Source organism: Micromonospora sp. NPDC002575 (assembly GCF_042889525.1).
Classification (GTDB): domain Bacteria; phylum Actinomycetota; class Actinomycetes; order Mycobacteriales; family Micromonosporaceae; genus Micromonospora; species Micromonospora carbonacea.
Map to the genome: position 1 here is coordinate 664496 of NZ_JBIARA010000001.1, position 26322 is coordinate 690817.

Sequence of the window (26322 nt, forward strand, 5' to 3'; positions counted from 1 at the left end):
CTGCGCGGACGACAGGACTTTACCTACGATGAGCCAGGCTCGGGTTACCGAGCGCTGTGGGGGAGGCCGAGTGTCCACCGTCGTCATCAAGCGTCCACCCCGGCGGCCGGCACCGGAGATCCCGGTCGGCGAGCTGCCCGTCGAGGCGCCGCCGGAGATCCCCGCCGTCACCGGTGGCCGCTGGCAGCAGGCGCTGATGGTGCTGCCCATGCTGGGCGGGTCGGTCGCGATGGCGATGATGTTCGGCCGGGGCGGCGGGGCCTACTCGTACGTGGTCGGCGGGATGTTCGGGCTCTCGTCGCTGGCCATGCTGGTCACCTCGTGGGGCAGCGCCTCCGGCACCCCGAAGAAGTCGGAGATGATGGCCGCCCGCCGGGAGTACCTGCGGCACCTGGGCACGCTGCGCCGCCGGGTCCGGCAGACCGCCGAGCGGCAGCGGGCCGGGCTGCACTACCGCCACCCCGACCCGGGCCGGCTGTGGTCCACGGTCGACAGCCACCGGGTGTGGGAGCGCCGGCCCGGCGACCCGGACTTCGCCGTGGTGCGGGTGGGCGTCGGTCCGCAGACCCTGGCCACCCCGCTGGTCGGCCCGGTCACCCGCCCGCTGGAGGAGCTGGAGCCGATGACCGCCAGCGCGCTGCGGCGGTTCCTCGACGCGTACGCGGTGGTGCCCGACCTGCCGGTGGCCCTGTCGCTGCGCAGCTTCGCCCGGGTCTTCGTGCGCGGCGGGGCGTCCCGGGAGGGCGCGGAGGCGGGCGTCCGCCCCGGCACCGGGTCGCCCGACGCGCAGGCGCTGGCCCGGGCGCTGCTCACCCAGCTCGCGGTCTTCCACGCCCCCGACGAGCTGCTGATCGCCGTCTGCGCCGGGCCCGAGCGGCGGGCGCTGTGGGAGTGGGTGAAGTGGCTGCCGCACGCCCACCACCCCACCCGCACCGACGCGGTCGGCCCCGTCCGGCTGGTCACCAGCTCCGCCGTCGAGCTGGAACGGCTCCTCGACGAGGTGCTGGCCAGCCGGTCCCGGTTCAGCCCGTCCGGGCCGGCCACCGACGGGCCGCACGTGGTGGTGGTGCTCGACGGCGGCGACCTCACCGGCGCGGCCGACCTCGTCGGCGACGGCGGCATCGACGCGGTCACCGTCGTCGACCTGGACACCCCGCCGCCCCGGCTGCTCGACCGGTACGCCCTCCTGCTCGACCTGCGCGGCGGCCGGCTGCGCTCGCACTCCGCCGAGGGGCACGCCGAGGTGGGCACCCCCGACCGGCTGCCGCTCGCCGACGCCGAGGCGGTCGCCCGCCGGCTCGCCCCGCTGCGGCTCGCCACCGCCGTACGCGGCCCGGACGCCCCGGTCAACGCGGAGCTGGGCCTGCCCGAGCTGCTCGGCATCGGCGACCCGGAGGGCTTCACGGCCGAGCAGGGCTGGGCGCCCCGGTCGGCGCGGGACCGGCTGCGGGTGCCGATCGGGGTGGGCGCCGACGGCGGCGCGATCGAGCTGGACCTGAAGGAGTCCGCGCAGGACGGGATGGGCCCGCACGGGCTGCTGATCGGGGCCACCGGCTCCGGCAAGTCCGAGCTGCTGCGCACCCTGGTCCTCGGGCTGGCCGCCACGCACAGCTCCGAGCAGCTCAACTTCGTCCTGGTCGACTTCAAGGGCGGGGCCACCTTCGCCTCCTTCGACCGGCTCCCGCACACCGCCGCGGTGATCACCAACCTGGCCGACGCGCTGCCGCTGGTCGACCGGATGGTCGACGCGATCAACGGGGAGCTGATGCGCCGCCAGGAGCTGCTGCGCCGGGCCGGCAACTACGCCAGCCTGCGCGACTACGAGCGGGCCCGGGCGTCCGGCACGCCGCTGGCCCCGCTGCCGTCGCTGCTGCTGGTCTGCGACGAGTTCTCCGAGCTGCTGTCGGCGAAGCCCGACTTCATCGACCTGTTCGTGCAGATCGGCCGGCTGGGCCGGTCGCTGGGGGTGCACCTGCTGCTGGCCAGCCAGCGGCTGGAGGAGGGGCGGCTGCGCGGGCTGGACACCCACCTGTCGTACCGGATCGGGTTGCGGACCTTCTCGGCCCTGGAGTCCCGGACGGTGCTCGGGGTGCCGGACGCGCACGAGCTGCCCCGCTCGCCGGGGCACGGCTACCTGCGCTTCGGCACCGAGCCGCTGATGCGCTTCCGGGCCGCGTACGTCTCGGGGCCGTTGCGGCGGCGGGTCGGCGCGACGGGGCCGGGCGAGGCCGGCGCGCCCCGGCTGCTGACCTTCACCACGCACGTGGTGCCGGTGCCGGTGCCGCCCACCCCGGCGCTGACGGCGACCGCCGAGGACGACGCGGGCCGGGACAGCCTGCTCGACGTGCTGGTGGGGCGGCTGGCCGGGCAGGGCCCGCCCGCGCACCAGGTGTGGCTGCCGCCGCTGGACGCCGCGCCCACCCTCGACGAGCTGCTCGGCCCGGTCGGCGTCGACCCGGCGCGCGGGCTGACCTTCGCCAACCCGGAGCTGCACGGCGCGCTCCAGGTGCCGGTGGCCGTGATCGACAAGCCGTTCGAGCAGCGGCGGGACCTGCTCTGGCTCACCCTCGGCGGGTCGGCGGGGCACGTCGGCGTGGTCGGCGGCCCGCAGAGCGGCAAGTCGGGCCTGCTGCGCACCCTGGTCTGCGCGCTGGCGCTGACCCACACGCCCGTCGAGGCGCAGGTCTACTGCCTGGACTTCGGTGGCGGCGGGCTGGCCGCGCTGCGCGACCTGCCGCACGTGGGCGGGGTGTCCGGCCGCACCGACCAGACCGCCGTGCGGCGCACCGTCGGGGAGCTGGTCACCGTGCTGGTCGACCGGGAGCGCCGCTTCGCCGAGCTGGGGGTGGAGTCGATGGCCGCGTACCGGCAGCGACGGGCCGCCCTCGCCGCCGCCGGGCAGCCCGCCACCGACCCGTTCGGCGACGTGTTCCTGGTGGTGGACGGCTGGGGCACCCTGCGCAGCGAGTACGACGACCTGGAGCCCCTGGTCACCGAGCTGGCCACCCGGGGCCTGTCCTACGGGGTGCACGTGGTGGCCACCGCGATCCGCTGGACGGACTACCGCCCGGCGATCCGGGACCTGTTCGGCTCCCGCCTGGAGCTGCGCCTCGGCGACCCGTCGGACTCGCTGCTGGTGCGCCGCGCGGCGGCGGCGACCGTGCCCGACAAGACGCCCGGCCGGGGCATGACCGGGGAGAGCCTGCACTTCCTCACCGCCCTGCCCCGGCTGGCCGACGGCGACACGGCGACCCTGGTCAAGGCGGTCGCCGGGGCGTGGGACGGGCCGGCGGCGCCCCCGGTGCGGCTGCTCCCGCCCGTGCTGCCGTACGCGGAGCTGGACCTGACCGCGACGGCCGGGCTGGCGCTGCCGGTGGGCATCGCCGAGGCGGACCTGCGCCCCGTGGTGCTCGACTTCGCCACCGAGCCGCACCTGCTGGTCTTCGGCGACGCCGAGTGCGGCAAGTCGTCGTTCCTGCGGGCCCTCGCGGCGACCATCGTCAGCCGGTTCACCCCGCAGCAGGCGCGGGTGATCCTGGTCGACTACCGGCGCAGCCTGCTCGGCGCGATCGAGACCGAGCACCGGATCGGCTACGGCACGGCCGCCGCCCGCACCACCGAGCTGATCGAGTCCGCCGCCGGGTACATGCAGCTGCGGCTGCCCGGCCCGGACGTCACCCCGGCGCAGCTTCGCCAGCGGTCGTGGTGGTCGGGTCCGGAGCTGTTCGTGCTGGTCGACGACTACGACCTGGTGGCCAGCGGGCCGGTCAACCCGCTGCGGGCCCTGGAGGAATACCTCCCCCAGGCCCGGGACATCGGCCTGCACCTGGTGCTGGCCCGCCGGGCCGGCGGCACCGGCCGGGGGTACGACCAGCTCCTCCAGCGGCTCAAGGAGCTGTCGACCCCGGGGCTGGTGATGGCGGGCAGCCCCGACGAGGGGCCGATCGTCGGGCAGGTCCGGCCCGGGCCGCTCCCCCCGGGGCGGGCCCGGCTGGTGACCCGGCGCGAGGGCGTACGCCTGGTGCAGCTGGCCCACCTGCCCCCACCGTAGGGGTCCGCCCGACCGACGACCCGGTGATCCGGCCCCGGAATGGCGCGTGACGGGGGTGGGAACCGGTAATCTCCGAGCAGCATGTGTCCGCCGCGATGAATGGCTGGGAATGTGACTGGGGTTCGGCACGGCAGGCCCGCGACGGCGCGACGGTTCACCGGCCGCGCGCTGGTGGGCACCGCCGCGCTCGCGGTGTCGCTCGTCGGCCCGGTCGCGCCGCCGGCCCTCGCCGCGCCGGCCGGGTTCGCCCCGCTCGCCGCACCGGTCTCAGTGGACGCGTCCTGGCGGGTGAACCCGGTTGACACGCCGGCCCGGGCCGACCAGGTCCGTGACGAGCAGTGGCAGCTCGACGAGCTGCGGGCGTCGACGGCGTGGCGCACCTCGACGGGGCGGGGCGTCGTCGTCGCCGTCGTCGACTCCGGGGTGGACGGTTCCCACCCGGACCTCGCCGGCCAGGTGCTGCCGGGCATCGACCTGGTCGACGACGGCGACACCGACGGGCCGGACCCGGTCGGGCACGGCACGACGGTGGCGGGCCTGATCGCCGGCCGCAACGACGACCGGCGGGGCGTCGTCGGGCTCGCCCCCGACGCGAAGATCCTCCCGGTGCGGGTCCTCGACGACGAGAACCGCTACGACGACGCGCTGATCGTCGCGAGGGGCGTCCGGTGGGCCGTCGACAACGGCGCCCGGGTGATCAATTTGTCGCTCGGCGGCAGCGGCGACAGCCCGGCCCTGGCGGCGGCGCTGGACTACGCGTTCGCCCGCGACGTGGTGGTGGTCGCCTGCACCGGCAACGTCGCCTCCTCCTCCGACACCAACGTCTGGTATCCGGCGCGGGAGCCGGGCGTGATCGCCGTCGCCGGCCTGGAGCGCGCCAGCGACAACCTGTGGTCCGGGTCGATCACCGGCCCCGCCACGGTCCTCACCGCCCCGGCGACCGGCCTGGTCGGGGCCCGGCCCGGCAGCGGCTACTGGCGGGTGCAGGGCACCAGCTTCGCGTCGCCGCTGGTGGCCGCCGCCGCCGCGCTGATCCGGGCCCGCTGGCCGCAGATGTCCGCCGGTGAGGTGGTCAACCGCCTGATCAGCACCGCCCGGGACATCGGGCCCACCGGCCGCGACGACCGCTTCGGGTACGGCCTGGTCGACCCGGTCGCCGCGCTCACCGCCGACGTGCCCCCGGCGGGGCGCAACCCGCTCGACGACCAGTCCTCCCCCGGCGTGGTGGGCTTCGGCCCGGCGCCCGGCGCCACGCACGAGGCCCCCGTCGCGGGTGCCGGCGCGGACCCGCTCGGCTTCACCGCGCCCCGCCAGCACACCCGCTGGACGGCCCAGCCGGCCGGCAGCCGCGACGACACCGACCCACATCGGCTCTGGGCCGGCGTGGCCCTCCTCGCGGCCCTCGTCACCGGGGCCGCGCTGGTGGTCCGCCGCCTGCGCCAGCGCAGCCGTTGACCGCACCCCGGCGTGGCGTCGGCCGGGCCGGCCCGATTCCGTGCCCGACCGACCCGATCCCGTGCCCGGCCCGTCTGATTCCGTGCCCCGCTGGGTAGGGATGCCGGGCATGAGCACGTCCGGTCAGCGCGCCCGCAGACCCGCGTCGCCGTCGTGGCGGGCTCGCCGGCTCGACCCCGACCGTTCGCTGGGGCTGCGGCTCACCCTCGCCACCACCGCCGCCTTCCTGGTCCTGGTGCCGTTCGCCCTGCTCACCGTGCTGGTGCTGGGCGCCTGGCCGCCGCTGCACCGGCTGGACGCCGCGGTCGCGCACGATCTGCACGGGTACGCCGTCGGCCACCCGGGCTGGGTGTGGTTCATGACCGTCTGGACCAACGCCTTCGGTCCCGGGCCGCTGCGGATCGCCGTACTCGCCGTGGTGGTCTGGTTGTTCACCCGGCGCGCGGCGCGGCTGGCCTGGTGGGCGGTCACCACGATGGCGGTGGGCGGCCTGCTCGGCGTGCTGCTCAAGCTGCTGGTCGGCCGCGACCGGCCCGACCTGCTCGACCCGGTCGCCCGGGCCACCGGATACTCGTTCCCCTCCGGGCACGCGCTGAACGCGGCCCTCGCCGCCGGGGTGCTGCTGCTGGTCTTCCTCCCGTACGCCCGGCGTCGACCCGCCCGACGGTGGGCGCTCTGGGCCGCCGCCGCCGCGGTGACGGCGCTGACCGGGGTGAGCCGGCTGGCGCTGGGCGTGCACTACGTCAGCGACGTGGTCGGCGGCTGGGTGCTGGGCGCGGCGACGGTGGCCGCCACCACCGCCGCCTTCCGCACCTGGCGCACCCGGACCGGCCCGCCTTCCTGACCGGGGCGGCGGGTCGGCGTCAGGTGCACTCGCCGGTGCCGACCGCGCGGGTCCGCTCCGCGCCGGCCAGGGCCACCGGACGGGCCTCGGCCGCCGTCACCGCGAAGCCGGTGTTCGGGTCGTCCGCCGCCGCCGCGAAGATCACCCCGAGCACCAGGCCGTTCGAGGAGAGCAGCGGCCCGCCCGAGTTGCCGCTGCGCACCAGCGCCCGGATCGTGTAGATCTCCCGGGTCACGTCCCCGGAGGAGTAGATGTCCGGGCCGGTGATCCGGTCGACGTCCCGGATCCGCGCCGACTGGGCGTTGTACGGCCCGTCGAGCGGGAAGCCCAGCACGATCGCGTCCGCCCCGCTGCCCGCGTTGCCGGCGGCGAACCGCAGGGACGGGCCGGGCAGCCCCGGCACCCGCAGCACGGCCAGGTCCCGGTCCGGGTCGTAGACGACGACCTCCCCGTCGTACCGGTCGCCGTTCAGCTCGACCGCCACCGACCGGGTGCCGGCCACCACGTGCGCGTTGGTCATCACCCGGTCGTCGGCGTACACGAAGCCGGAGCCCTCGATGCGGCGCGCGCAGCTCGGCGCGGAGCCCAGCACCTTGACCACCGAACGCCGGCCGTCGGCCACCACCTTGGAGCCGGCGAGCGCCGGGTCGGGCGGCTCGACCTGCCGGGCCCGGGTGGGCGCGAGGTCGCCGAAGACGTCCGGGAAGCCGTTGGTGTCGACGGTGTCCCGCAGCGCGGTCGACAGCTCCTGCGCCTGGTCGGGCAGGACCCGGTCGACGACGGTGAGCAGCGCGCTGTTGCGCACGGAGGAGGCCAGCCACGGCAGCGAGGACGAGCCCAGCGGCACGGCCACCAGCCAGGCGACCAGCACGACGGCGAAGAGCGAGACGACCGCCCCGCCGATGTCGTCTGCCCGCTTGGCGATGTCGCTGGTGATGGTCTGGCGCAGGTGCGAACCGAGCCAGCCGGCCAGCGCCTGCCCCACCACGGCCAGCCCGAAGACGGCGACGAGGGAGATCAGCACCCGGGTGCCGCTGTCGGTGAACTGGCGGGCCAGCAGCGGGCCGACCTGTAGTCCGATGAGCGCGCCCAGGAAGAAGCCGGAGAACGACAGCACCCCGATGACGAAGCCCTGACGGTATCCGCTGATCGCGAACACGAGCATGAGCAGGAGCAGAACGAGATCCACGGCGGACACGCCCCAAGGGTACGGGCAGCGGGCCCGCCGGGCGCCCGCCGCTCGCGGAACGTGACGGTGAGGTCGACGTCCGGCCCCCCGTCGGCGGTCAGGTCAGCGGCCCGGCCATCTCGTCGGCGGCGTCGGTGCCGGCGGAGGGCGCTGGCGCGGCCCCGGCCGGCGGCAGGTCGACGACCCGGTCATCCGGCCAGGGGCGGGCCCACCCACCCATCTCCAGCAGGGCGGCGAGCACCCCGGCCGTGAAGCCCCAGACCAGCATGCCGCGCACCGAGAAGGCCGGGCCGATCCAGCCGCTCGGGTGGCGTACCCGCAGCCGGTTCTCGGGGGCGACCAGCTCGGCGACCGGCAGCCGGGCGACGTGCGCGACCTCGGCCGGTTCCCGGGCGTGCACCGGGTGCGGCCGGTGCCACCAGCCGAGCACGGGGGTCACCACGAAGTCGCTGACCGGGATCCACAGCCTGGGCAGCTCGGCGAGGACGGTGACGCTGGCCGGGTCGAGGCCGACCTCCTCGTTGGCCTCGCGTAGGGCGGTGGCGGCGGAGTCGGCGTCGCCCGGGTCCGCCGCCCCGCCGGGGAACGCCGGCTGCCCGGCATGGTTGCGCAGGGTGGCGGCGCGTTGCAGGACCAGCACGTCCGGGCCCGCCCCGGGGTCCTCGCCGAGGAGCACGAGCACGGCGCTCTCCCGCCCGCCGCTGGCGGGGGTGGCGATCCGGGTGAAGTCCTCGGCCCGCGCGGAGCCGAGCCGGGACAGCAGGGGCTGCATCCAGGGCGGTGGCGTACGGCTCACGCCGCCACCACCACGCCCAGGTGCTCGCGGACCAGCGCGGCGAGGCGGGCGTCGTCCAGCGCGCCGGAGGTGTCGACGTGCCGGATGCGGCCGTCCGCGCCGACGAGCACGGTCAGGGGCACGGCGTTGCGGTTGAGCGCCCGGCGCAGGCTCTCCCCCTGGTCGAACAGGACGGGGAAGCGCACGCCGAAGTCCTCGCCGATCGACTGGGCGGCGTCCCGGCTGTCGCGGGTGTTCACCCCGATCACCTGGAGCCTGCCGTCCGCGCGCTCGCTGAGCCGCTGGAACGCGGGCAGCTCCTTGCGGCAGGGCGGGCACCAGGACGCCCACAGGTTGACCACGGCCGGCCCGCGCACGTCCCGCAGGGCCACGGGGTCGCCGCCGGTGAAGCAGGGCAGGGTCAGCTCGGGCAGCTCCGGCCCGCCGGACCCGGGGGGGGTGGGCGCGGCCGAGGGCGGCGGCACGGTCAGGGCCGCGCAGGCGGCGAACGGCGACGGCCGGGTGTTCCGCCGGGGCTCGGCCGTCTTCTCCTCGGCCGGGGTCGCCGTGCAGGCGGCGGCGAGCAGCGCGAGCGGCAGGAGCAGGGCGGCCAGGGAACGCCGGGCCGCCAGGGAACGCCGGGCCGCCGGCCGGCGCAGGGCGGGCCGCGACGCCGGGATGGACGGCCGACGCCGGGCGGTGGGGCGGTGCGTCACGGCGCCTCCGCGGCGACCGCCTGCTGCGGCACCAGCTCCGGGTCGACGCCCGCCGCGACGGCCAGGTCCCGCGCCCGGGGGCCCTTGAGCAGCTTCGCGGCCGGCGCGGGCTCGGTCGGCCCCGTCCCGTACGACGGGCAGAGCTTCACCAGCGTGCACGCGCCGCAGGCCGGCTTCTTGGCGTGGCAGACCCGCCGGCCGTGGAAGATGATCCGGTGCGACAGCATCGTCCAGTCGCGCTTCGGGAACATCGCGCCGATCGCGTGCTCGATCTTCACCGGGTCGGTCTCGGCGGTCAGCCGCCAGCGGTGCACCAGCCGCTGGAAGTGCGTGTCGACGGTGATGCCGGGGACGCCGAAGGCGTTGCCGAGGATGACGTTGGCGGTCTTGCGGCCCATCCCGGGCAGCGTCACCAGGTCGTCCAGCTTGCCGGGGACCTGCCCGTCGTACCGCTCGACGAGGGCCTGGCCCAGCCTGATCAGCGAGTTGGTCTTGTTCCGGTAGAAGCCGGTGGGCCGGATCAAGTCCTCCATCTCGGCCCGGTCCGCCCCGGCGTAGTCGGCGGCCGTCGGGTAGCGGGCGAACAGCTTCGGGGTGACCTCGTTGACCTTCTTGTCCGTGCACTGGGCGGACAGGATCGTGGCGACGGCCAGCTCCAGCGGATTGCTGTGGTCCAGCTCGCAGTGGGCGTCGGGGTGTGTCTGGGTGAGCACCCGGTGGATCTTCCGGGCGCGACGCGTGCGGCCGAGGTCGGTCTCGTTGGCTCCGGGGGGACTGGTGGTCACGACGGAAAGCCTACGTCGGCCCGGTGACAGCCCGTCGAGCCACGCGGCCCGGCCGCGCCCGGCAACCGCCCGGCCCGCCGCCGGCTCACCGCTCGGTGATCCGGCCCTCGTCGTCGAAGCGGGCGCCGCTCTTCGGGAAGTCCAGCCGGGTGAGCTCCCGGACCAGGCCGAGGCCCCGGTCGTCCGGGTCCATGGTCGGCTTGCCGATCGAGTTCATGTACGTCGAGGCGAACGACCCGCCGGCGAAGCTGCCGTCCGGCTTCAGCGACACCTTGAGCACGCCGCCCCAGCCGAGCCGGCCGTTGTTGCTCAGCGAGTTGCCGCCGCCGGCGAAGTTGCCGAGGCTGTAGGCGATCAGCCGGCCCTGGTAGAACTCCATGCCGCGCAGCACGTGCGGGCCGTGGCCGACGATCAGGTCCGCCCCCGCGTCGATCATGGCGTGGGAGAACTTGATCGGGTCGCCCCGGTTCTCGCCGAGGAACATCTCGGTGCCGGGGCGCACCCGGGTCTTGTCCGCGCCCTCGCCGCCCATGTGCACCTGCACGACGACGAGGTCGGCCATGGTGGCCGCCTTCTTGATCACCTCGCTGGCGGCATCGATGTCGACCAGGCTGTTGGACCAGACGTACGACGAGAAGCCCGCGACGGCGATCTTGACGCCCTCGACCTCGACCACGGTGATCTGGTCGGGCGCGCCGGTGTGCGCCAGGTCGTGCTTCTCCAGCGCGGCCTGGGTGTTGCGGTAGCCCTTGGGCCCGTAGTCGTAGCCGTGGTTGTTCGCCTGGTTGAGCAGCTCGAACCCGCCGTCACGCAGGTGCGCCGCGTATTCCGGCGGGGCGCGGAACTGGAAGCACCGGGTCGAGTTGGCCCCGCACTTGCCGGTGCCGGTGTCGACGGTGAGCGGCTCCTCCAGGTTGCCCATCACCAGGTCGGCGGCGAGCGCCTCCTTGACGGAGTCGAAGAAGCCCTTGCCGCCGTTCGGCGGGAGCCGGTTCGGCGCGTTGCCCATGATGATGTCGCCGGTGGCCGAGAGCGACACGCTCTCTACCTTGCCCGTCGGGGTCTCGCCCGAGGGGGACGGGGCGGCGGTGCCGGTCGCCCCGGTGCGGACGCCGGGCTGCCAGGAGGGCGCCTCGGCGGCCTCGCCGCAGCCGGCGACGAGCAGCGTGCCGAGCAGCACGCCGAGGGCGAGCGGGGCGCGGCGGCGCGGGCGGGCGGCACGGGCGCGGGGCAGGCGGGGACGGGGGCCGGGGCGGGCGGGGGCATACATCGCCCGCGACGCTACCGGGCGGGATACGCGGTGACGATGGCCGATCGGCCGAAAAATCAGGCCGTGCGCCGTTCGGACCAGGGGACCACGGTGCCGGACCCGCCGGCGAGCACGGCGGCGTGCACCGCGCGGGCCAACGGGGCGCCCCAGGCGGAGCGGGGCCCGCCGTAGGCGGACGGCTCGCCGCCGGCCGGGCAGAGCACGGTGACCGCGTCGGTGGGGGTGCCGGTGGCTGCCAGCCCGAGTTCCCGGATCGCCTGCGCCTTCGCCTCGGTCGCGGTCGCCACCGCGTTGACCAGGGCCGCGTCGCCGAGCCGGGCGGGCACCTCGACCACGATGTTGACCGTGCCGACCCGCTGGGCGGGCGCGCCGCGCCGGGCCGGGTCGGGCGCGGCGGCGGGATCGGGCGCGGCGGCGGGGTCAGGGGCGGCGGCCTGGACGTGGTTGCCCAGCCCGACGGTCGCCCAGACCCGCACCCCGGCGTCGGCCCGGGCGACCACCTCGGCCACGTCGACGCCGGTCAGCAGGCCGACGCCGGGCCCGCCGAGGCCGAGCTGGTCGGCCAGCTCGGCCAGGTGGTCGGCCGGGTCGTCCCGGTGGTACGACATGGGCACGGTCGCGTTGACCACCCAGTGCCGTACGCCGATCCCGCCGCCGAGTGGCGCGGAGCTGACGCTCAGTAACGGCCGGTCGGCGCGCCACACGAGCAGCGGGACGTCCCGGCCGTCCTCGTGGCGGCTGGTCAGGGTCGGCTCGGTCAGCACGCCGCCGACCCTACGTCCCGGGCGCGGCGAGGGGGACCAGGGGTTTCCCAGGGGTGCGGCTCTGATTACCGCTCACGTGCGCCTAGACTGGCCTCGCGCGAGGGATCAGCGGACGGCGGCCCGGCCGAGAAGACGGCACGCGCAGGCGGAGGTGCGCGATGGACGAGGTACTGGCTCGCAGCGGGATCTTCCAGGGAGTCGACCCGGAGGCTGCCGAGGCGCTCGCCAAGGAGATGGAGACGATCGAGGTCCGCAAGGGCGAGGTCGTGTTCAACGAGGGCGAGCCCGGCGACAGTCTCTACATCCTCCTGTCCGGCAAGATCAAGGTGGGTCGCCGGGCGGCGGACGGCCGGCAGAACCTGATCGCCGTGATGGGCCCGTCGGACATGGTCGGCGAGCTGTCGCTGTTCGACCCGGGCCCCCGCACGGCGACGGCCACCGCGGTGACCGACACCCGTCTGGTGCGCCTGCGCAAGCAGGCCCTGCGGCCGTGGCTCAACAACCGGCCCGAGATCGCCGAGCAGTTGCTGCGGGTGCTGGCCCGCAGGCTGCGCCGCACGAACGACTCGCTGGCCGACCTGATCTTCACCGACGTGCCCGGGCGGGTCGCGAAGAACCTGCTCCAGATGGCCGGGCGGTTCGGCACCCGCGACGGCGGCGTGCTGCGGGTGACCCACGACCTGACCCAGGAGGAGATCGCCCAGCTCGTCGGCGCGTCCCGGGAGACCGTCAACAAGGCGCTGGCCGACTTCGCCTCGCGCGGCTGGCTGCGGCTGGACGGCAAGAGCATCATCATCCTGGACCCGGAGCGCCTGGCCCGCCGCGCCCGCGTCTGACCGCTCGCACCCGCGCGCCCCGGTCGGGTTCTGCCCGGCGGAGAATCCCTGGGCCTCCCGACCGGGCCGGGCCACCGTGGGGAGATGTTCGAACGAGTCGCTGTCCTCTCCGACGTCCATGGCGCGCTGCCCCCGCTGGAGGCGGTGCTGGCCGAGCCGGACGTGGCCGCCGCCGACCTGATCGTGCTCACCGGCGACATCGCCGCCGGCCCCCAGCCCGTCGAGGTGCTGGACCTGCTCGCCGGGCTCGGCGGGCGCGCCGTGTGGGTGGGCGGCAACGCCGACCGGGAGCTGGTCGAGGCGCGGGCCGGGCGGCCGTCCGCGTTCGAGGTGTCGAACTGGGCCGCAGGGCAGCTCCGCGACGAGCAGGTCGCCCGGTTGGCCGCGCTCCCGCCCACGGTGACCCTGCCGGTCGCCGGGCTGGGCGAGGTGTTGTTCTGCCATGCCACCCCCCGCGACGACGAGGAGGTCGTCCTCGTCGACTCCCGGCTGTCCCGCTGGGCCGAGGTCCTCGCCGACGTGCCGGCCGACGTCCGCACCGTGGTCTGCGGGCACACCCACATGCCGTACGCCCGGCTGGTCGACCGACGCCTGGTGGTCAACGCGGGCAGCGTCGGCATGCCGTACGGCGGGCCGGGGGCGCACTGGGCGCTGCTCGGGCCGGGGGTGCAGCTACGGCGCACCGAGTTCGACGTCGACGCGGCGTGCGCGCGGGTTGCGGCGGAGTCCGGCTTCCCCGACGCCGCCGGCTGGGCCGACGAGTACCTGCGCTCCCGGCACAGCGACGCCGAGGCGCTGACCGTCTTCGCCCCCCGCGACGGCCGCTGACCCGGCCACCGGCGGGCACCGGCGGGCACCGGCGGGCACCGGGCAACGGCCAGCCGCGGGTCGCGGGTGCCGGGCAGTCGCGGGTGCCGGGCAGCCCGCCTCCGCGGGACGCTGTGGAGCTGAGTCGTCTGCGACATCGCCCGGTGAGTCGTTCACGACATCAGCTACGTAGGGATCAGCTACGTAGGGCGCGCCCGCACCCGCCACGGCCGAAGCCCACGAACGCGGCCGACGCACACAGAAAAAGTCATTCTTGACTGTTTGTTTTTGCGGCGGCACGCTGTCCCCGTGACCGCCGCATCGACCCGCGTCCCTCAGCAGGAGCGCAGCCGCGCCACCCGGGCGCGGCTGCTGGAGGCGACCGTCGAGTGCCTGGTCGAGCACGGCTGGTCCGGCACGACCACCACCGTCGTGGCGGCCCGGGCCGGGGTGTCCCGGGGCGCCCAGCTGCACCACTACCCCACGAAGGCCGCCCTGGTCACCGCCGCCGTCGCGCACCTGGCCGAGCGCCGGGCCGACGAGCTGCGCACCGAGGCCGAGGCGCTGCCCGCCGGGCCGCAGCGGCTCGACCGGGTGATCGACCTGCTCGGCGCGGCGTTCACCGGCCCGCTCTTCGTCGCCGCCCTCGAACTCTGGGTCGCCGCCCGCACCGACGCCGAGCTGCGCGCCGCCCTGGTCCCGCTCGAACGGCAGGTCGGCCGGGAGATGCACCGGCTGACAGTGGCGCTGCTCGGCGTCGACGAGCGCCGCCCCGGCGTCCGCGAGGCCGTGCAGGCGACTCTCGACCTGCTGCGCGGGCTCGGGGTGGCCAACCTGCTCAGCGACGACTCGGCCCGCCGCGCCGCCCTGCTCACCACCTGGAAGCGCCAGCTCGCCACCCTGCTCACCCCCTGACGGCCCGCCCGACCGGCGGCACTGGAGGCACGATGGTCGACCGCACGGACCTGCGCACGGCACCGCTGCGGGTCGGCAACGCGTCCGGCTTCTACGGCGACCGGGCCACCGCGTGGCGGGAGATGCTCGACGGCGGCGAGCTGGACGTGCTGACCGGCGACTACCTGGCCGAGCTGACCATGCTGATCCTCGGCCGGGACCGGCTGCGCGACCCCGCGCTGGGGTATGCGAAGACGTTCCTGCGCCAGCTCGAGGGGTGCCTCGGCACGGCGCTGGAGCGCGGGGTCAAGATCGTGACCAACGCCGGCGGGTTGCACCCGGCCGGGTTGGCCGCCGCGATCGGGTCGCTCGCCGACCGGCTCGGCCTCACCGCCCGCATCGGGTACGTCGAGGGCGACGCCCTGCCCCGCCCCGACGCGCTGACCGCGAACGCGTACCTGGGTGCCTTCGGGATCGCCGCGTGCCTCGACGCCGGGGCGGACGTCGTGGTGACCGGCCGGGTCACCGACGCCTCCCTCGCGGTCGGGCCGGCGATCGCCCGGTACGGCTGGGGGCGCGGCGACCTCGACGCGCTGGCCGGGGCGACCGTGGCCGGGCACCTCATCGAGTGCGGGGCGCAGGTCACCGGCGGCAACTTCAGCTTCTTCACCGAGCTGCCCGACGGCGGGCACCGCCCCGGCTTCCCGATCGCCGAGATCCACCCGGACGGCTCCTCGGTCGTCACGAAGCACCCCGGCACCGGCGGCGCGGTCACCGTGGAGACGGTCACCGCCCAACTGTTGTACGAGGTGGGCGGCACCGACTACCTGGGCCCCGACGTGGTGACCCGGCTGGACACGGTCGAGCTGGCCGCCGACGGGCCGGACCGGGTGCGCGTCACCGGGGTCCGGGGCGCGCCCCCGCCGCCCACCCTCAAGGTCGGGGTGAACAACCTCGGCGGGTTCCGCAACTCGATGACGTTCGTCCTGTGCGGGCTGGACATCCCGGCGAAGGCGGCCCTGGTCCGGGGCCAACTGGAGGCGGCGGTCGGCCCGGCGGGGCTGGAGTTCGTGCTGGCCCGCACCGACCACCCGGATTCCGGGGACACGGAGGCGGCGAGCGCGCTGCTGCACGTACACCTGCGGGACGGCGACAGGGCGCGGGCCGGACGGGCGTTCTCGGCCGCCGCCGTGGAGCTGGCGCTGGCCTCATACCCGGGCTGCACACTGACCACCCTGCCCGGCGACGCCACCGCGTACGGGGTGTTCACCGCCGACGCCGTGCCGCAGGACGCGGTGGAGCACGTGGCCGTCCTGCCGTCGGGCGAGCGGGTGCTGATCGCTCCCCCGCCGGCGAGTTGTTTGCAGGGGCCCCCTGTACAACAGAATGCGTTAACAGGGGGCCCTTCCTTGCACCCGGTGTGCACGCGGCGGGGGGCGTTGGGCGAGGTGGTGGGGGCGCGCTCCGGCGACAAGGGCGGCGACGCGAACCTGGGCGTCTGGGCGCGTACCGACGCCACGTGGGCGTGGCTGCGCGGCTGGCTGACCGTCGAGCGGCTGGCCGAGCTGCTGCCGGAGACCGCCCCGCTGACCGTCGAGCGGCACGAGCTGCCGAACCTGCGCGCCGTGAACTTCGTGATCCGGGGGCTGCTCGGGCAGGGGGTGGCCGCGTCGACCCGGTTCGACCCGCAGGCGAAGGCGCTGGGCGAGCTGCTGCGTTCCCGCGTCGTCGACCTGCCGACGGAGGAGATGCAGCGGTGAGCACACTGGACAGCACGCTCGACCCGGCCGCGCCGGCCTTCCGGGCCAACCGGGAGGCCCTGCTGGCGCGGCTCGCCGAGCTGGACGCGGCCCTCGACTCCGCCCGCGCGGGCGGCGGGGCGAAGTACGTGGCCCGCCACCACCAGCGCGGCAAGCTGCTGCCCCGGGAGCGGATCGAGCTGCTGCTCGACCCGGACAGCCCGTTCCTGGAGCTGTCGCCGGTCGCCGCCTACGGGACGGACTTCCCCGTCGGGGCCGGCGTGGTCACCGGGATCGGCGTAATCGAGGGCGTGGAGTGCCTGGTCGTCGCCAACGACCCGACGGTACGCGGCGGCGCGGTCAACCCGTGGTCCCTGGCCAAGACCCGGCGGGCCGGGGAGATCGCCCTCGCCAACCGGCTGCCGATGGTCAACCTGGTGGAGAGCGCCGGCGCGGATTTGCCCACCCAGGCGGAGATCTTCATCCCGGGCGGGCGGGTGTTCCGCGACCTGACCCGGCTCTCGGCCGAGGGCATCGGCACGGTCAGCGTGGTGTTCGGCAACGCCACGGCCGGCGGCGCGTACGTGCCGGGCATGTCCGACCACGTGATCATGATCCGGGACCGGTCGCAGGTGTACCTGGCCGGGCCGCCGTTGGTGAAGATGGCCACGGGCGAGGTCACCGACGACGAGTCCCTCGGCGGCGCGGCCATGCACGCCACCAGGTCCGGCCTGGCCGACTTCCTCGCGGAGGACGAGCGGGACGGCATCCGGCTGGCCCGGCAGTGCGTCCGCCGGCTCAATCGGCGCAAGCAGGGTCCCCCGCCGCGTACCGCGTTCCCCGCCCCGCCGAAGCACGACCCGGAGGAGCTGCTCGGCGTCGTCAGCGCCGACCTGAAGGTGCCGTTCGACCCGCGCGAGGTCCTCGCCCGGGTGCTCGACGGCAGCGAGTTCGACGAGTTCAAGCCCGCGTACGGGACGGCGCTCGTCACCGGGTGGGGCGAGCTGCACGGCTACCCGGTCGGGGTGCTCGCCAACGCCCGGGGCGTGCTGTTCAGCGAGGAGGCGCAGAAGGCGGCCCAGTTCATCCAGCTCGCCAACGCGGCCGACACCCCGCTGGTCTTCCTCCAGAACACCACCGGCTACATGGTCGGCACCTCCTACGAGCAGCGCGGCATCATCAAGCACGGCGCGCTGATGATCAACGCGGTGTCGAACTCGAAGGTGCCCCACCTGACGGTCAACCTGGGCGCGTCGTACGGGGCCGGCAACTACGGCATGTGCGGGCGGGCGTACGAGCCGAGGTTCCTGTTCACCTGGCCGAACGCGAAGTCGGCGGTGATGGGGCCGGCGCAGTTGGCCGGGGTGCTGTCGATCGTGGCCCGGCAGGCCGCCGCCGCCCGGGGGCAGGAGTTCGACGAGGACTCCGACGCCGCCATGCGGGCGATGGTCGAGCAGCAGATCGAGTCGCAGTCCGGGGCGCTGTTCCTCTCGGGCCGGCTCTACGACGACGGGGTGATCGACCCCCGGGACACCCGTACCGTCCTCGGGCTCTGCCTGTCGGCGATCCACGGCGGGCCGGTGCGGGGCGCCGACGGCTTCGGCGTCTTCCGGATGTAGGGAGCTCCTTTCATGATCACCCGACTGCTCGTGGCCAACCGGGGCGAGATCGCCCGCCGGATCTTCGCCACCTGCCGGGCGCTCGGCGTCGCCACGGTCGCCGTGCACTCCGACGCCGACGCCGACGCGCCGTTCGTCGCCGAGGCCGACCTGGCCGTACGCCTGCCGGGGAGCACGCCCGCCGAGACGTACCTGCGGGTCGACCTCGTCCTGGACGCGGCCCGCCGCACCGGCGCGGACGCCGTGCACCCCGGCTACGGCTTCCTCGCCGAGAACGCCGAGTTCGCCGCGGCGGTGACCGACGCGGGCCTGACCTGGGTGGGGCCGCCCGCGAAGGCGATCGCCGCGATGGGCGACAAGGTGGCGGCGAAGGCGCTGCTCGCCGACGCTGGCGTGCCGATGCTGCCCACCTGGACCGAGCACGACGAGATCACCGACTTCCCGGTGCTGGTCAAGGCGTCCGCCGGGGGCGGCGGGCGCGGCATGCGCGTCGTCGCCGACCCGGCCGGGCTCGCCGAGGCCGTCGCTTCGGCGCGGCGGGAGGCGGCGGCGGCGTTCGGCGACGGCACGGTCTTCGTCGAGCGGTACGTCGAGCGGGGCCGGCACGTCGAGGTGCAGGTCTTCGGCGACACCCACGGGACGGTCGTGGCGCTGGGCGAGCGGGACTGCTCGATCCAGCGCCGGCACCAGAAGATCGTCGAGGAGGCCCCTGCGGTCCTGCCCGACGGGGTGCGGCAGCGGCTGCACGCCGCGGCCGTCGCCGCCGCCCGCGCGGTCGGGTACGTCGGCGCGGGCACGGTCGAGTTCCTGCTCGCCCCGGACGGGCGGTTCTTCTTCCTGGAGATGAACACCCGCCTCCAGGTGGAGCACCCGGTCACCGAGGCGGTCACCGGGCTGGACCTGGTGCGCCTGCAACTGCTGGTCGCCGAGGGCGGGCCGCTGCCGCTGGCGGCGACCCCGCCGACCGACGGCCACGCCGTCGAGGTACGCCTGTGCGCCGAGGACCCCGCGCGCGACCACCGGCCGGCGACGGGCGTCCTGCACCGGTTCGCGGTCCCGCAGGTGGCGGGCGAGTTCGGGCCGACGAAAGGGCTGCGCCTCGACTCGGGGGTGGCGGACGGCTCGACGGTCGGCGTGCACTACGACTCGATGCTGGCGAAGCTGGTCGCCTGGGCGCCGACCCGGGCGGAGGCGACCCGGCTGCTGGCCGGCGCGCTGGCCCGCGCCGAGCTGCACGGGGTGACCACCAACCGGGACCTGCTGGTCCGGGTGCTACGCAGCCCCGCGTTCGCCGCGGCCGAGGTGGACACCGGCTTCCTCGACCGGCACCCCGACGTGTTCGCCCCGCTGCTGCCCGCAGGCGAGCTGCCGCTGGCCGCCCTCGCCGCCGCGCTCGCCTCGGCCGCAGCACGCCGGGCAACTGCGACGGTGCTCGCCGGGCTCCCCTCGGGCTGGCGCAACGTGCCGGCGTTCCCGCAGGTGACCCGGTACGCGGGGCCGGACGGGGGCGAGATCGAGGTGCGCTACCGGCTGGACCGCACCGGCGCGCTCGCCGACTGCGCGGCGTCCTCGGGCGACCACTCCCTCCCGCCCAGCGTGGTGCTGGTCGCCGCCGCCCCGGACCGGGTGACCCTCGACGTCGACGGCGTGCGGCGCGCGTACTCCGTACACCGGGTGAAGTCGCAGGTCTTCGTGGACGGCCCGGACGGGGCGGCGAGCCTCACCGAGCTGCCGCGCTTCCCGCTGCCCACGGCGGAGCTGGCGGCCGGGTCGCTGCTCGCGCCGCTGCCCGGCGCGGTGGCCCGGGTGCACGTCGAGGTCGGTCAGCGGGTCGCCGCCGGTGACCTGCTGCTGACCCTGGAGGCGATGAAGCTCGAACACCCCGTGCTCGCCCCCGCCGACGGCGTGGTCGCCGAGCTGCCGGTGCCGGCCGGCAGCCAGGTCGACACCGGCGCCGTGCTGGCCGTCGTCACCACCCCCGAGGAGACAGCGTCATGAACTTCGACCTCACCGACGAGCAGGAGCAGCTCCGCGACGCCGTCCGGGCGCTGGGCCGCAAGTACGGCCACGGCTACTTCGTGGAGAAGGCGAAGGCCGGCGGGCACACCACCGAGCTGTGGGAGGAGGCCGCCCGGCTCGGCTACCTCGGCGTCAACATCCCCACCGGGTACGGCGGCGGGGGCGGCGGCATCACCGAGCTGGCCATCGTCTGCGAGGAGTTGGCCGCCGCCGGCTGCCCTCTGCTGCTGCTCGTGGTCTCCCCCGCCATCGTCGCCACGATCGTCACCAGGCACGGCACCGAGGAGCAGCGGGCCCGCTTCCTGCCCGCCATGGCCGACGGCATGCTGAAGGTGGTCTTCGCGATCACCGAGCCGGAGGCCGGGTCCAACTTCCACCGGCTCGGCACGTTGGCCCGCCGCGACGGCGACGACTGGCTGCTGACCGGCCGCAAGTGCTACATCTCGGGCGTCGACGAGGCACAGTTCGTGCTGGTGGTGGCCCGAACCGAGGACGCGGCGACCGGCAGGCTGAAGCCGGCGCTGTTCCTGGTGCCGACCGACGCCCCCGGGCTGACCCGCGCCAAGCTGGACATGGAGATCGTCTCCCCGGAGAACCAGTTCATGCTCTACCTCGACGACGTGCGGCTGCCCGCCGACGCCCTGGTCGGCGGCTCGCTCGACGCCGGCCTGCCCGCGCTCTTCACCGGCCTCAACCCGGAGCGCATCACGGTCGCCGCGATGGGCGTCGGCACCGGCCGGTACGCGATCGAGCGCGCCAGCGAGTACACGGCCACCCGCAGGGTCTGGGGTGGCCGGAGCATCGGCACCCACCAGGCCGTGTCGCACCCGCTCGCGCACGCGGCCGTGCAGGTGGAACTGGCCCGCCTCATGATCTACAAGGCGGCCACCCTGTACGACGCGGGGCGCGACCTGGAGGCCGGCGTCTCCGGCAACATGGCCAAGTACGCCTCCGGCGAGGCCGCCGCGCTCGCGGTGGACACGGCGGTGCAGGCGCTGGGCGGCGCGGGCATGACCACGGAGTACGGCGTGGCGACCCTGCTGGGCGCGGTAAGGGCGGGAAGGATCGCCCCGGTGAGCAGGGAGATGATCCTCAACTTCGTGTCCCAGCACGTCCTGGGCCAGGACAAGTCGTACTGAATCCTGTGTCGACGCCAGCCCACCCCCGTCTCGTCGACTTGGAGGACAAGATCGCGCTCAATCAGGGAAAGAGTGGCAATGCTCCCGGTCGGAGGCCACTCTTCCCAGGATTGAGCACGATCTTCGTCCCACGTCTCCCCCCTTCGACACAGGCCCGCCTCCTTGCCTCCCCGCCCCGCCTCGGCGGTCAGCCGGCAACAGGGCAAAAATCGATAGATCGACAGGTATAGCATCTCTGGACATCGCCGGGCCGCCGCTGCCCACCGGTTGCCGGACCGGTCCTGCCCGCCTCACCAGGAGACCCCGGAGGAACGATGCACCTCAGGTTCGCCCGTACGGCAGCAGCCGTCGTCCTCGCGCTCGGTGCCGCAGTCGCGCCGGCCGCCGCCGCCAGCGCTCACCCCGACGGCGACCGGGTCAGCGTCTACCCGCCGATCCAGGGCTCCTCGACCTGGGACCGCTTCGGGGAATCCGGCCCCGCCTCCCACCACATCGTCTTCGGCAACTGGGGCTACACCAACGACTGGGCGGTGGACATCTACCGCAACCCCGGCGGCACCATCGTCTCCCCCTTCGGCTCCAAGACCGCGTCCGGCCATCCGGTCGCCGTCACGGTCGTCACCGTCCGCCCGGGCTGCGCCACGGGCAACCTCGCCGACGGCGGCTACCGCATCGGGCTGGAGGCGCGGGACACCACCACCGGTCAGATCCTTGCCCGCGCGGACGTCATGCACGTCAACAACAAGCCCGGCGGCATCGCCGTGGGCGCAACGGTGGGGCCGTGGACCAAGCTCGGCGAGACCGGCCGGTTCCGCTACTCCAGTTGCTACCAGGTCAACGGCGACAGCGGCGCCCACGTGCACCTTGAGGTGATCAACCAGCACCGGTACTCCTGCTACATCGCACGCGGCGCGAACACCGGCCTGGGCGACGAGACGGTGATCGGCAGGGCCGGCGTCCACTACACGGGCCAACGCCAGGCCTGCTGACCCCGAGTCCTGCCGGCAATCTTGGTACGGATGGGCCCCTCCGGGGGCGCTTTCGTACCAAGATTTCGACTGTATTCGGAGACCTACGGCGTGGACCAGGGCTGACGTCACCAGCCGCGGGCGCGCCACTCCTCCAACGCCGGCCGCTCCGTGCCCAGCGTGGTGTCGCGGCCGTGGCCCGGGTAAACCCACGTGTCGTCCGGCAGCCGGTCGAAGACCTTCGTCCTGACGTCGGTGAACAGCGACGCGAAGTCGTCGGCGTTGCCGAAGGTGTTGCCGACCCCGCCGGGGAAGAGCGAGTCGCCGGTGAACAGGTGCAGGTGGCCGGTCGGGTCGTCGTACAGCAGGGCGACGCCGCCGGGCGTGTGGCCCGTCAGCCGGATGACCTCGAGGGCGATCTCGCCGCAGCGGACGACGTCGCCGTCGGCCAGGGGCACGTCGGTCGGGACCGCGATGCCGTCCACGTCGGGCGCGCCGGCGTAGGTGCGCGCACCGGTGGCCGAGACGACGTCGGGCAGGCCGTTCTCCCAGTGGTCCCGGTGGTGGTGGGTGGTCACCACCGCGTCGAGCCGCCCGCCGCACAGCTCCAGCAGCCGTTCCGGCTCGTTCGCCGCGTCCACCATCAACTGGCTGCCCGTCGCGCGGCAGCGCAGCAGGTAGCAGTTGTTGTCGCCCGGCCCGACCGAGATCTTGCTCAGGGTCAGCGCCGTCAGCTCGCGTACCCCGGGGGCTGATCCGTCGTATTCCGCCATGATCGGAATATAGACCCGGTCAGCCGGGCCCGGGGTGCGTCGTCCGGCGCGGCGAGGTCGCCGTGGTAGGCGACGTAGGAGATGTAGACGGCGGTGTTGCCGACGATGGTGACCGCGTTGTTCCAGTACCGCTCGGCGTTCTGCCGATGCAGGCCCGGTCGGTGGTGCAGACGGTCACCCAGGAGGCAGCGGCCCGGTTCGTGCCGAGCTTGGCGACCAGGCCCGTCACCGCCGGGTAGGAGCGGGACTGGCTGTCGACCACGACCCGCACGTTAACCCCCCGGTCGTACGCGGCCGACAGGTCGTTCGACACCCGGGTCAGCGTGAAGTGGCCACCGTCGGGTTCTTGAAGACCGCGCCGGCGGTCACGGCCGCGACCGCCGGCGTGGCCGGGGCCAGGAGCGCGGCGGCGGCGAGGCCGCCCGTGACGATCAGCCCGACGGTACGACGCAGAAGCATGAGAACTCCTCGGTGGCAGGGCGGCCGGCTGCCCGTCCGGCGCGAACCGGAACGCCCAGCCTGCCTACGCTGCGCACAATCGCCGCAACTGCCCGCGATCACTTCCGACGGTCGCAGCGGGCACGTCCGCACCCGCCGCTCCCCACCAAGGCGTGACACAGTGCAACCATCTGACCCGACGCCACCACCCCGGCGACCCCCTTTGCTCTGCACCCAGATACGCAACGAATCACGCAGCGCAACCCACCATCACCTTCCCCCGCGCTCTCGTTCTCAGCCATGCCCAGCTCACGGCGGGTGTTGCGGATAGGGGTGCAGAGCAAACGGGACGGGAGATGTCTGGCGAGGTCGAAGAAAGATAACGAAGAGTCAGATCGACCACGCGGCGGAGCCAGCCCGCGCAGTCATCACGCACAGTGATCGCCTCTCGGTGAGCCCGGGGGTCCGCAGTGGTGTCGGCCCGGCCGCATACTGGGGGCGTGCGGCGAGACCATGAGTTCGAGCGGGCGGTGGAACGGCTGTACGCCGCCTTCGCCCACCGCCCGCTGCCGCCCGACATGACCGCCTGCGAGCACTGCGTCGACCCGGCCGACGTGGCACTCTTCGCGCGGACGCCGCTGCGGGAGCTGACGCCGGAACAACTCGGCAGGTACCTCATGAACCCGGGCACGTGGGGGGACGGGACGGAGCTGCCGCACCTGGTGCCCCGCCTGCTGGAGGCGTACGCCACCGGGGAGATGGAGCACTGGCTCTGGCCGGACGCCGTGACCCGCCGGATCAGCGGGCAGTGGCTGACGTGGCCGGCCGAGGAGCGGGACGCGGTCGAGCACTTCGTCCGCGTCTGGTGGCGTCTGACCCTCGCCGCGTTCCCGTCGGTCACGCCCGCCTGGGACCTGCTGACAGCAGTCGCGGAGCTGGGGGTCGACGTCGGGCCTTGCCTGGCCGGGTTCGCGGACGGACCGGGCGAGGGCCCCGCGCGGCACCTGGCCGAGGTCATCGACAGATGGTCGTTCGGCGGTTCCCTGCACGACAGCGCGGAGGAGTCGATGCGACGCTGGTTGTCCGGCCCGACGCCGGTCGACGTGCTGTGGACCGCCGTGGGCACCTCGGCCAGCCCGGAGGTCGTCGCCGAACTGACCGACGCCGCCGAGCACGCCCGCCTGCTCCGGGGAAGCCTGGTCGCGGGAGGTCCGCTCGGGGTGGATGCGCCGCCCTGCCCCTGACCGGTGACGCCGGGGCCACTCGGCCCCGGTGGGTCAGCCGGTGGCGCGGCAGGCGGCGTCGATGCGGTGCACCGGGCGGACCCGCCGCCCCAGCGCCTCCAGCAGCGAGTCCTCCACGTGGAAGTCGTGCACCCGCAGCCGGTGCCGGGGCAGCTCCCCCTCGCTCGGGCAGAGCACCTGCGCCTTGACCTGGTCGATCGGCACGTACCGGACGCCGCCGTGCTCCTGGAGCAGCACCATGCTCACGTCGTCCACGACGACGACGTGTCCGCGCACGTCCTCCGTGGTGTCGGGCGCGGTCTGCACGGTGGTGACGGTCAGCGGCAGCACCGGCGTGCTGATCACCGGCAGCGCCGCCCAGACCAGCATGGCCAGCACGGCGGCCTGGGTGATCGAGGCCAGCGGCCGGATCACCGCGCCGGGCAGCGGGCCGGCGATGGCGAGCGCGAGCACGGGCGGCACGACGAGCAGCGCCACGACCAGCGGTTCGCCCTGCCCCCAGGCGTCGAGCAGGGTCGGTGCGAGCAGGAACAGCCAGCCGCCGAGCAGGGCCGCGACGATCAGCACCCGTGCCACGGCCAGCTCGTGCAGCCGCTCGGGGCGCAGCTGGAACGCCGCGGCGAACGCGGGCAGCAGCAGCGGCAGGTAGAGGATCTGCCAGGTGGTCAGCGCGAGCAGGAAGCTGGTCAGCACGAACCAGGTCGGGGTGAGCTCCGCCCAGCGGGCGAAGAGCGGGCGGCGGTGCCCGGGCAGCCGGTCGACGCTGACGCCGAGCACCGCGCCGAGGGCGAACACCGCGACCAGCCCGGTGGCGAGCAGCCGGGCGGCCGTGGTGAGGAACCCGGCGAGCAGGTTGACCGGCCCGACATTGGCCACCAGCAGCAGGGTGGTCTGGAGTTCGCCGCCGGCCTCCACGCCGAGCCGCAGCACGGAGAACACGGCGGGCACGGCCACGACGACCGCCCAGAACGACTGGCTGGCGCGGGCCCGGCGCTCGGCCGCGCCGGGGGCGTGCACGCCGTCGCGCCCGGTGGCGACCGGTGCGGTCATGACGGGCGGACCTTGTCGTCGAAGTCGACCAGCTCCGGGACGTCCAGCGTCGGCGGCTGGGTCTTCGGCTGCCGCAGCCACGGCCCGAGGGTCCGGTGGTACGCGGTGAGCCAGGGGCTGCTCTGCCCGCTGCGCCCCTGCTGGTAGCTCTTGTCGAGGAAGAACGCGACGAGGTCGCGCAGCGCCGGGTCGCTGATCGGCACCCCGACGCCGATCTGCTCGCTGGTGCCGAAGGGCATGTCGACGACCGTGAAATCCTTCGGGTGTCGGGAGAGGAAGCCGGCGAGGATGGTCTCGTCGGAGCTGACCGCGTCGTACCGGCCCTGGAGGATGCCGTCGACGCAGTCGCCGACCTCCTTGACCACGAACACCCGGATCTGGTGCCTGCCCAGCTCGGCCTCCGTGGTCGAGCCGCCGCTGGTGCAGATCTTGTAGCGGGGATCGCGCAGGTCCTCGATGGTGCGGATGTTGTCTTTGAGCCGGTTGGGGACCATCGCCTCCTGGGTGGTCACCAGGTACGGGCCGGCGAAGCTGACCAGCTTCGCGCGCTCCTCGGTCATCGAGAAGGTGGAGACCACCAGGTCGACCGAGCCGCCCTGGAGGGCGGGGATGCGGTCCTCGGTGGACACCGGCACCCACTCGATCCGGTGGTCGCCGGCGTAGCCGAGCTGAGCGGCGACGTACCGGGCGATCTCGATGTCGAACCCGGTGTAGACGCCGTCGCGCAGCTCGCCCATCAGCGGGCCGGTCGTGGAAACGCCGATCTTGATCGTCGGCTGGCCGTAGATGTGCGTCTCGCGCAGCTTGTCGTTGACGGACGGGATGCGGGGCTCCTGCCGGCTGTCACAGCCGGCGGCAGCCGCGAGCAGCAGGGTCAGGGCGACCGCCAGGGTGGTGGCGACGGAGCGGACCCGGGACCGGGTGAGGAACTGGTTCATCGGCGACCT

At 74.6% G+C, this 26322-nt stretch carries 22 protein-coding genes; 12 read left to right on the forward strand and 10 right to left on the reverse strand.

From position 1 onward, the window contains the following. Positions 1–70: 70 nt before the first annotated feature. From eccCa to ACFYWL_RS03045, 3 genes are all read left to right on the forward strand, one after another. Positions 71–4051: a type VII secretion protein EccCa gene (gene eccCa / locus ACFYWL_RS03035; RefSeq protein WP_386966431.1), complete on the forward strand. Its 3981-nt coding sequence runs from the start codon at positions 71–73 to the stop codon at positions 4049–4051. 99 nt (positions 4052–4150) lie between these two features. Next, positions 4151–5506, forward strand: a complete 1356-nt coding sequence (gene mycP, locus ACFYWL_RS03040) for a type VII secretion-associated serine protease mycosin (protein ID WP_386966435.1) — start codon at positions 4151–4153, stop codon at positions 5504–5506. A gap of 109 nt (positions 5507–5615) precedes the next feature. After that, positions 5616–6350, forward strand: a complete 735-nt coding sequence (locus ACFYWL_RS03045) for a phosphatase PAP2 family protein (RefSeq protein ID WP_386966436.1) — start codon at positions 5616–5618, stop codon at positions 6348–6350. Between the two features lie 19 nt (positions 6351–6369). On the opposite strand, the gene ACFYWL_RS03050 is transcribed toward ACFYWL_RS03045, so the two are convergent. From ACFYWL_RS03050 to ACFYWL_RS03075, 6 genes are all read right to left on the reverse strand, one after another. Then, positions 6370–7548: a MarP family serine protease gene (locus ACFYWL_RS03050; protein WP_386966439.1), complete on the reverse strand. Its 1179-nt coding sequence runs from the start codon at positions 7546–7548 to the stop codon at positions 6370–6372. 88 nt (positions 7549–7636) lie between these two features. Beyond that, complete coding sequence (locus tag ACFYWL_RS03055) at positions 7637–8335, reverse strand: NUDIX hydrolase (protein ID WP_386966441.1); 699 nt, start codon at positions 8333–8335, stop codon at positions 7637–7639. Continuing rightward, positions 8332–8946, reverse strand: coding sequence for a TlpA family protein disulfide reductase (locus tag ACFYWL_RS03060; protein WP_386966768.1), 615 nt, complete (start codon positions 8944–8946; stop codon positions 8332–8334). The genes ACFYWL_RS03055 and ACFYWL_RS03060 overlap by 4 nt, the downstream gene beginning before the upstream one ends. Before the next feature lie 80 nt (positions 8947–9026). Continuing rightward, on the reverse strand, positions 9027–9845 hold the full coding sequence (gene nth / locus ACFYWL_RS03065) for an endonuclease III (protein WP_386966770.1): 819 nt from the start codon (positions 9843–9845) through the stop codon (positions 9027–9029). 55 nt (positions 9846–9900) lie between these two features. Next, complete coding sequence (locus ACFYWL_RS03070; protein ID WP_386966443.1) at positions 9901–11085, reverse strand: CapA family protein; 1185 nt, start codon at positions 11083–11085, stop codon at positions 9901–9903. A gap of 56 nt (positions 11086–11141) precedes the next feature. Further along, positions 11142–11849, reverse strand: coding sequence for an adenosylcobinamide amidohydrolase (locus tag ACFYWL_RS03075; RefSeq protein ID WP_386966446.1), 708 nt, complete (start codon positions 11847–11849; stop codon positions 11142–11144). 158 nt (positions 11850–12007) lie between these two features. Here ACFYWL_RS03075 and ACFYWL_RS03080 point away from each other — a divergent pair, with 158 nt between their 5' ends. The 8 genes from ACFYWL_RS03080 to ACFYWL_RS03115 all read left to right on the forward strand — a co-directional run bounded on the left by ACFYWL_RS03080 (position 12008) and on the right by ACFYWL_RS03115 (position 21891). Continuing rightward, positions 12008–12685 (forward strand): Crp/Fnr family transcriptional regulator, encoded by a 678-nt coding sequence (locus ACFYWL_RS03080; protein WP_007073398.1) that lies wholly within the window; start codon positions 12008–12010, stop codon positions 12683–12685. An 84-nt stretch (positions 12686–12769) separates the two neighbouring features. Continuing rightward, positions 12770–13513, forward strand: a complete 744-nt coding sequence (locus ACFYWL_RS03085; protein WP_386966449.1) for a metallophosphoesterase family protein — start codon at positions 12770–12772, stop codon at positions 13511–13513. 288 nt (positions 13514–13801) lie between these two features. After that, complete coding sequence (locus ACFYWL_RS03090; protein WP_386966452.1) at positions 13802–14407, forward strand: TetR/AcrR family transcriptional regulator; 606 nt, start codon at positions 13802–13804, stop codon at positions 14405–14407. A 32-nt stretch (positions 14408–14439) separates the two neighbouring features. After that, complete coding sequence (locus ACFYWL_RS03095) at positions 14440–16146, forward strand: acyclic terpene utilization AtuA family protein (RefSeq protein WP_386966455.1); 1707 nt, start codon at positions 14440–14442, stop codon at positions 16144–16146. Then, a complete protein-coding gene (locus ACFYWL_RS03100) occupies positions 16143–17744 on the forward strand; it encodes an acyl-CoA carboxylase subunit beta (RefSeq protein ID WP_386966457.1) in 1602 nt (533 codons plus the stop codon). Before ACFYWL_RS03095 ends, ACFYWL_RS03100 begins: the two co-directional genes overlap by 4 nt. A gap of 12 nt (positions 17745–17756) precedes the next feature. Beyond that, on the forward strand, positions 17757–19742 hold the full coding sequence (locus ACFYWL_RS03105) for an acetyl/propionyl/methylcrotonyl-CoA carboxylase subunit alpha (RefSeq protein ID WP_386966460.1): 1986 nt from the start codon (positions 17757–17759) through the stop codon (positions 19740–19742). Further along, on the forward strand, positions 19739–20902 hold the full coding sequence (locus ACFYWL_RS03110; protein WP_386966463.1) for an acyl-CoA dehydrogenase family protein: 1164 nt from the start codon (positions 19739–19741) through the stop codon (positions 20900–20902). The genes ACFYWL_RS03105 and ACFYWL_RS03110 overlap by 4 nt, the downstream gene beginning before the upstream one ends. A 314-nt stretch (positions 20903–21216) precedes the next feature. Beyond that, on the forward strand, positions 21217–21891 hold the full coding sequence (locus tag ACFYWL_RS03115; protein WP_386966466.1) for a hypothetical protein: 675 nt from the start codon (positions 21217–21219) through the stop codon (positions 21889–21891). 107 nt (positions 21892–21998) lie between these two features. On the opposite strand, the gene ACFYWL_RS03120 is transcribed toward ACFYWL_RS03115, so the two are convergent. Together ACFYWL_RS03120 and ACFYWL_RS03125 are read right to left on the reverse strand one after the other, a co-directional pair. Further along, complete coding sequence (locus tag ACFYWL_RS03120; protein ID WP_386966468.1) at positions 21999–22643, reverse strand: MBL fold metallo-hydrolase; 645 nt, start codon at positions 22641–22643, stop codon at positions 21999–22001. A gap of 318 nt (positions 22644–22961) precedes the next feature. Further along, positions 22962–23102 carry a hypothetical protein gene (locus ACFYWL_RS03125; protein ID WP_386966471.1) on the reverse strand — a complete coding sequence of 47 codons (141 nt, stop codon included), beginning with the start codon at positions 23100–23102 and terminating at the stop codon, positions 22962–22964. 479 nt (positions 23103–23581) lie between these two features. Between ACFYWL_RS03125 and ACFYWL_RS03130 the strand changes: the two genes are divergently transcribed. Beyond that, positions 23582–24325 (forward strand): hypothetical protein, encoded by a 744-nt coding sequence (locus ACFYWL_RS03130; RefSeq protein WP_386966474.1) that lies wholly within the window; start codon positions 23582–23584, stop codon positions 24323–24325. A gap of 33 nt (positions 24326–24358) precedes the next feature. Here ACFYWL_RS03130 and ACFYWL_RS03135 read toward each other — a convergent pair whose 3' ends face one another. Both ACFYWL_RS03135 and ACFYWL_RS03140 read right to left on the reverse strand, forming a co-directional pair. After that, entirely contained in the window at positions 24359–25375 is a 1017-nt protein-coding gene (locus ACFYWL_RS03135) for a hypothetical protein (protein WP_386966477.1), read from the reverse strand. Further along, positions 25372–26313: a transporter substrate-binding domain-containing protein gene (locus ACFYWL_RS03140; protein WP_386966478.1), complete on the reverse strand. Its 942-nt coding sequence runs from the start codon at positions 26311–26313 to the stop codon at positions 25372–25374. Before ACFYWL_RS03140 ends, ACFYWL_RS03135 begins: the two co-directional genes overlap by 4 nt. Between the last annotated feature and the right edge of the window lie 9 nt (positions 26314–26322).

Coding starts and splice junctions, on each gene's coding strand:
- mycP (WP_386966435.1), top strand. CDS start 4,151: ATGGCTGGGAATGTGACTGGGGTTCGGCACGGCAGGCCCGCGACGGCG.
- ACFYWL_RS03045 (WP_386966436.1), top strand. CDS start 5,616: ATGAGCACGTCCGGTCAGCGCGCCCGCAGACCCGCGTCGCCGTCGTGG.
- ACFYWL_RS03070 (WP_386966443.1), bottom strand. CDS start 11,085: ATGTATGCCCCCGCCCGCCCCGGCCCCCGTCCCCGCCTGCCCCGCGCC.
- ACFYWL_RS03080 (WP_007073398.1), top strand. CDS start 12,008: ATGGACGAGGTACTGGCTCGCAGCGGGATCTTCCAGGGAGTCGACCCG.
- ACFYWL_RS03085 (WP_386966449.1), top strand. CDS start 12,770: ATGTTCGAACGAGTCGCTGTCCTCTCCGACGTCCATGGCGCGCTGCCC.
- ACFYWL_RS03095 (WP_386966455.1), top strand. CDS start 14,440: ATGGTCGACCGCACGGACCTGCGCACGGCACCGCTGCGGGTCGGCAAC.
- ACFYWL_RS03105 (WP_386966460.1), top strand. CDS start 17,757: ATGATCACCCGACTGCTCGTGGCCAACCGGGGCGAGATCGCCCGCCGG.
- ACFYWL_RS03110 (WP_386966463.1), top strand. CDS start 19,739: ATGAACTTCGACCTCACCGACGAGCAGGAGCAGCTCCGCGACGCCGTC.
- ACFYWL_RS03115 (WP_386966466.1), top strand. CDS start 21,217: ATGCACCTCAGGTTCGCCCGTACGGCAGCAGCCGTCGTCCTCGCGCTC.
- ACFYWL_RS03120 (WP_386966468.1), bottom strand. CDS start 22,643: ATGGCGGAATACGACGGATCAGCCCCCGGGGTACGCGAGCTGACGGCG.
- ACFYWL_RS03125 (WP_386966471.1), bottom strand. CDS start 23,102: ATGCTTCTGCGTCGTACCGTCGGGCTGATCGTCACGGGCGGCCTCGCC.
- ACFYWL_RS03135 (WP_386966477.1), bottom strand. CDS start 25,375: ATGACCGCACCGGTCGCCACCGGGCGCGACGGCGTGCACGCCCCCGGC.
- ACFYWL_RS03140 (WP_386966478.1), bottom strand. CDS start 26,313: ATGAACCAGTTCCTCACCCGGTCCCGGGTCCGCTCCGTCGCCACCACC.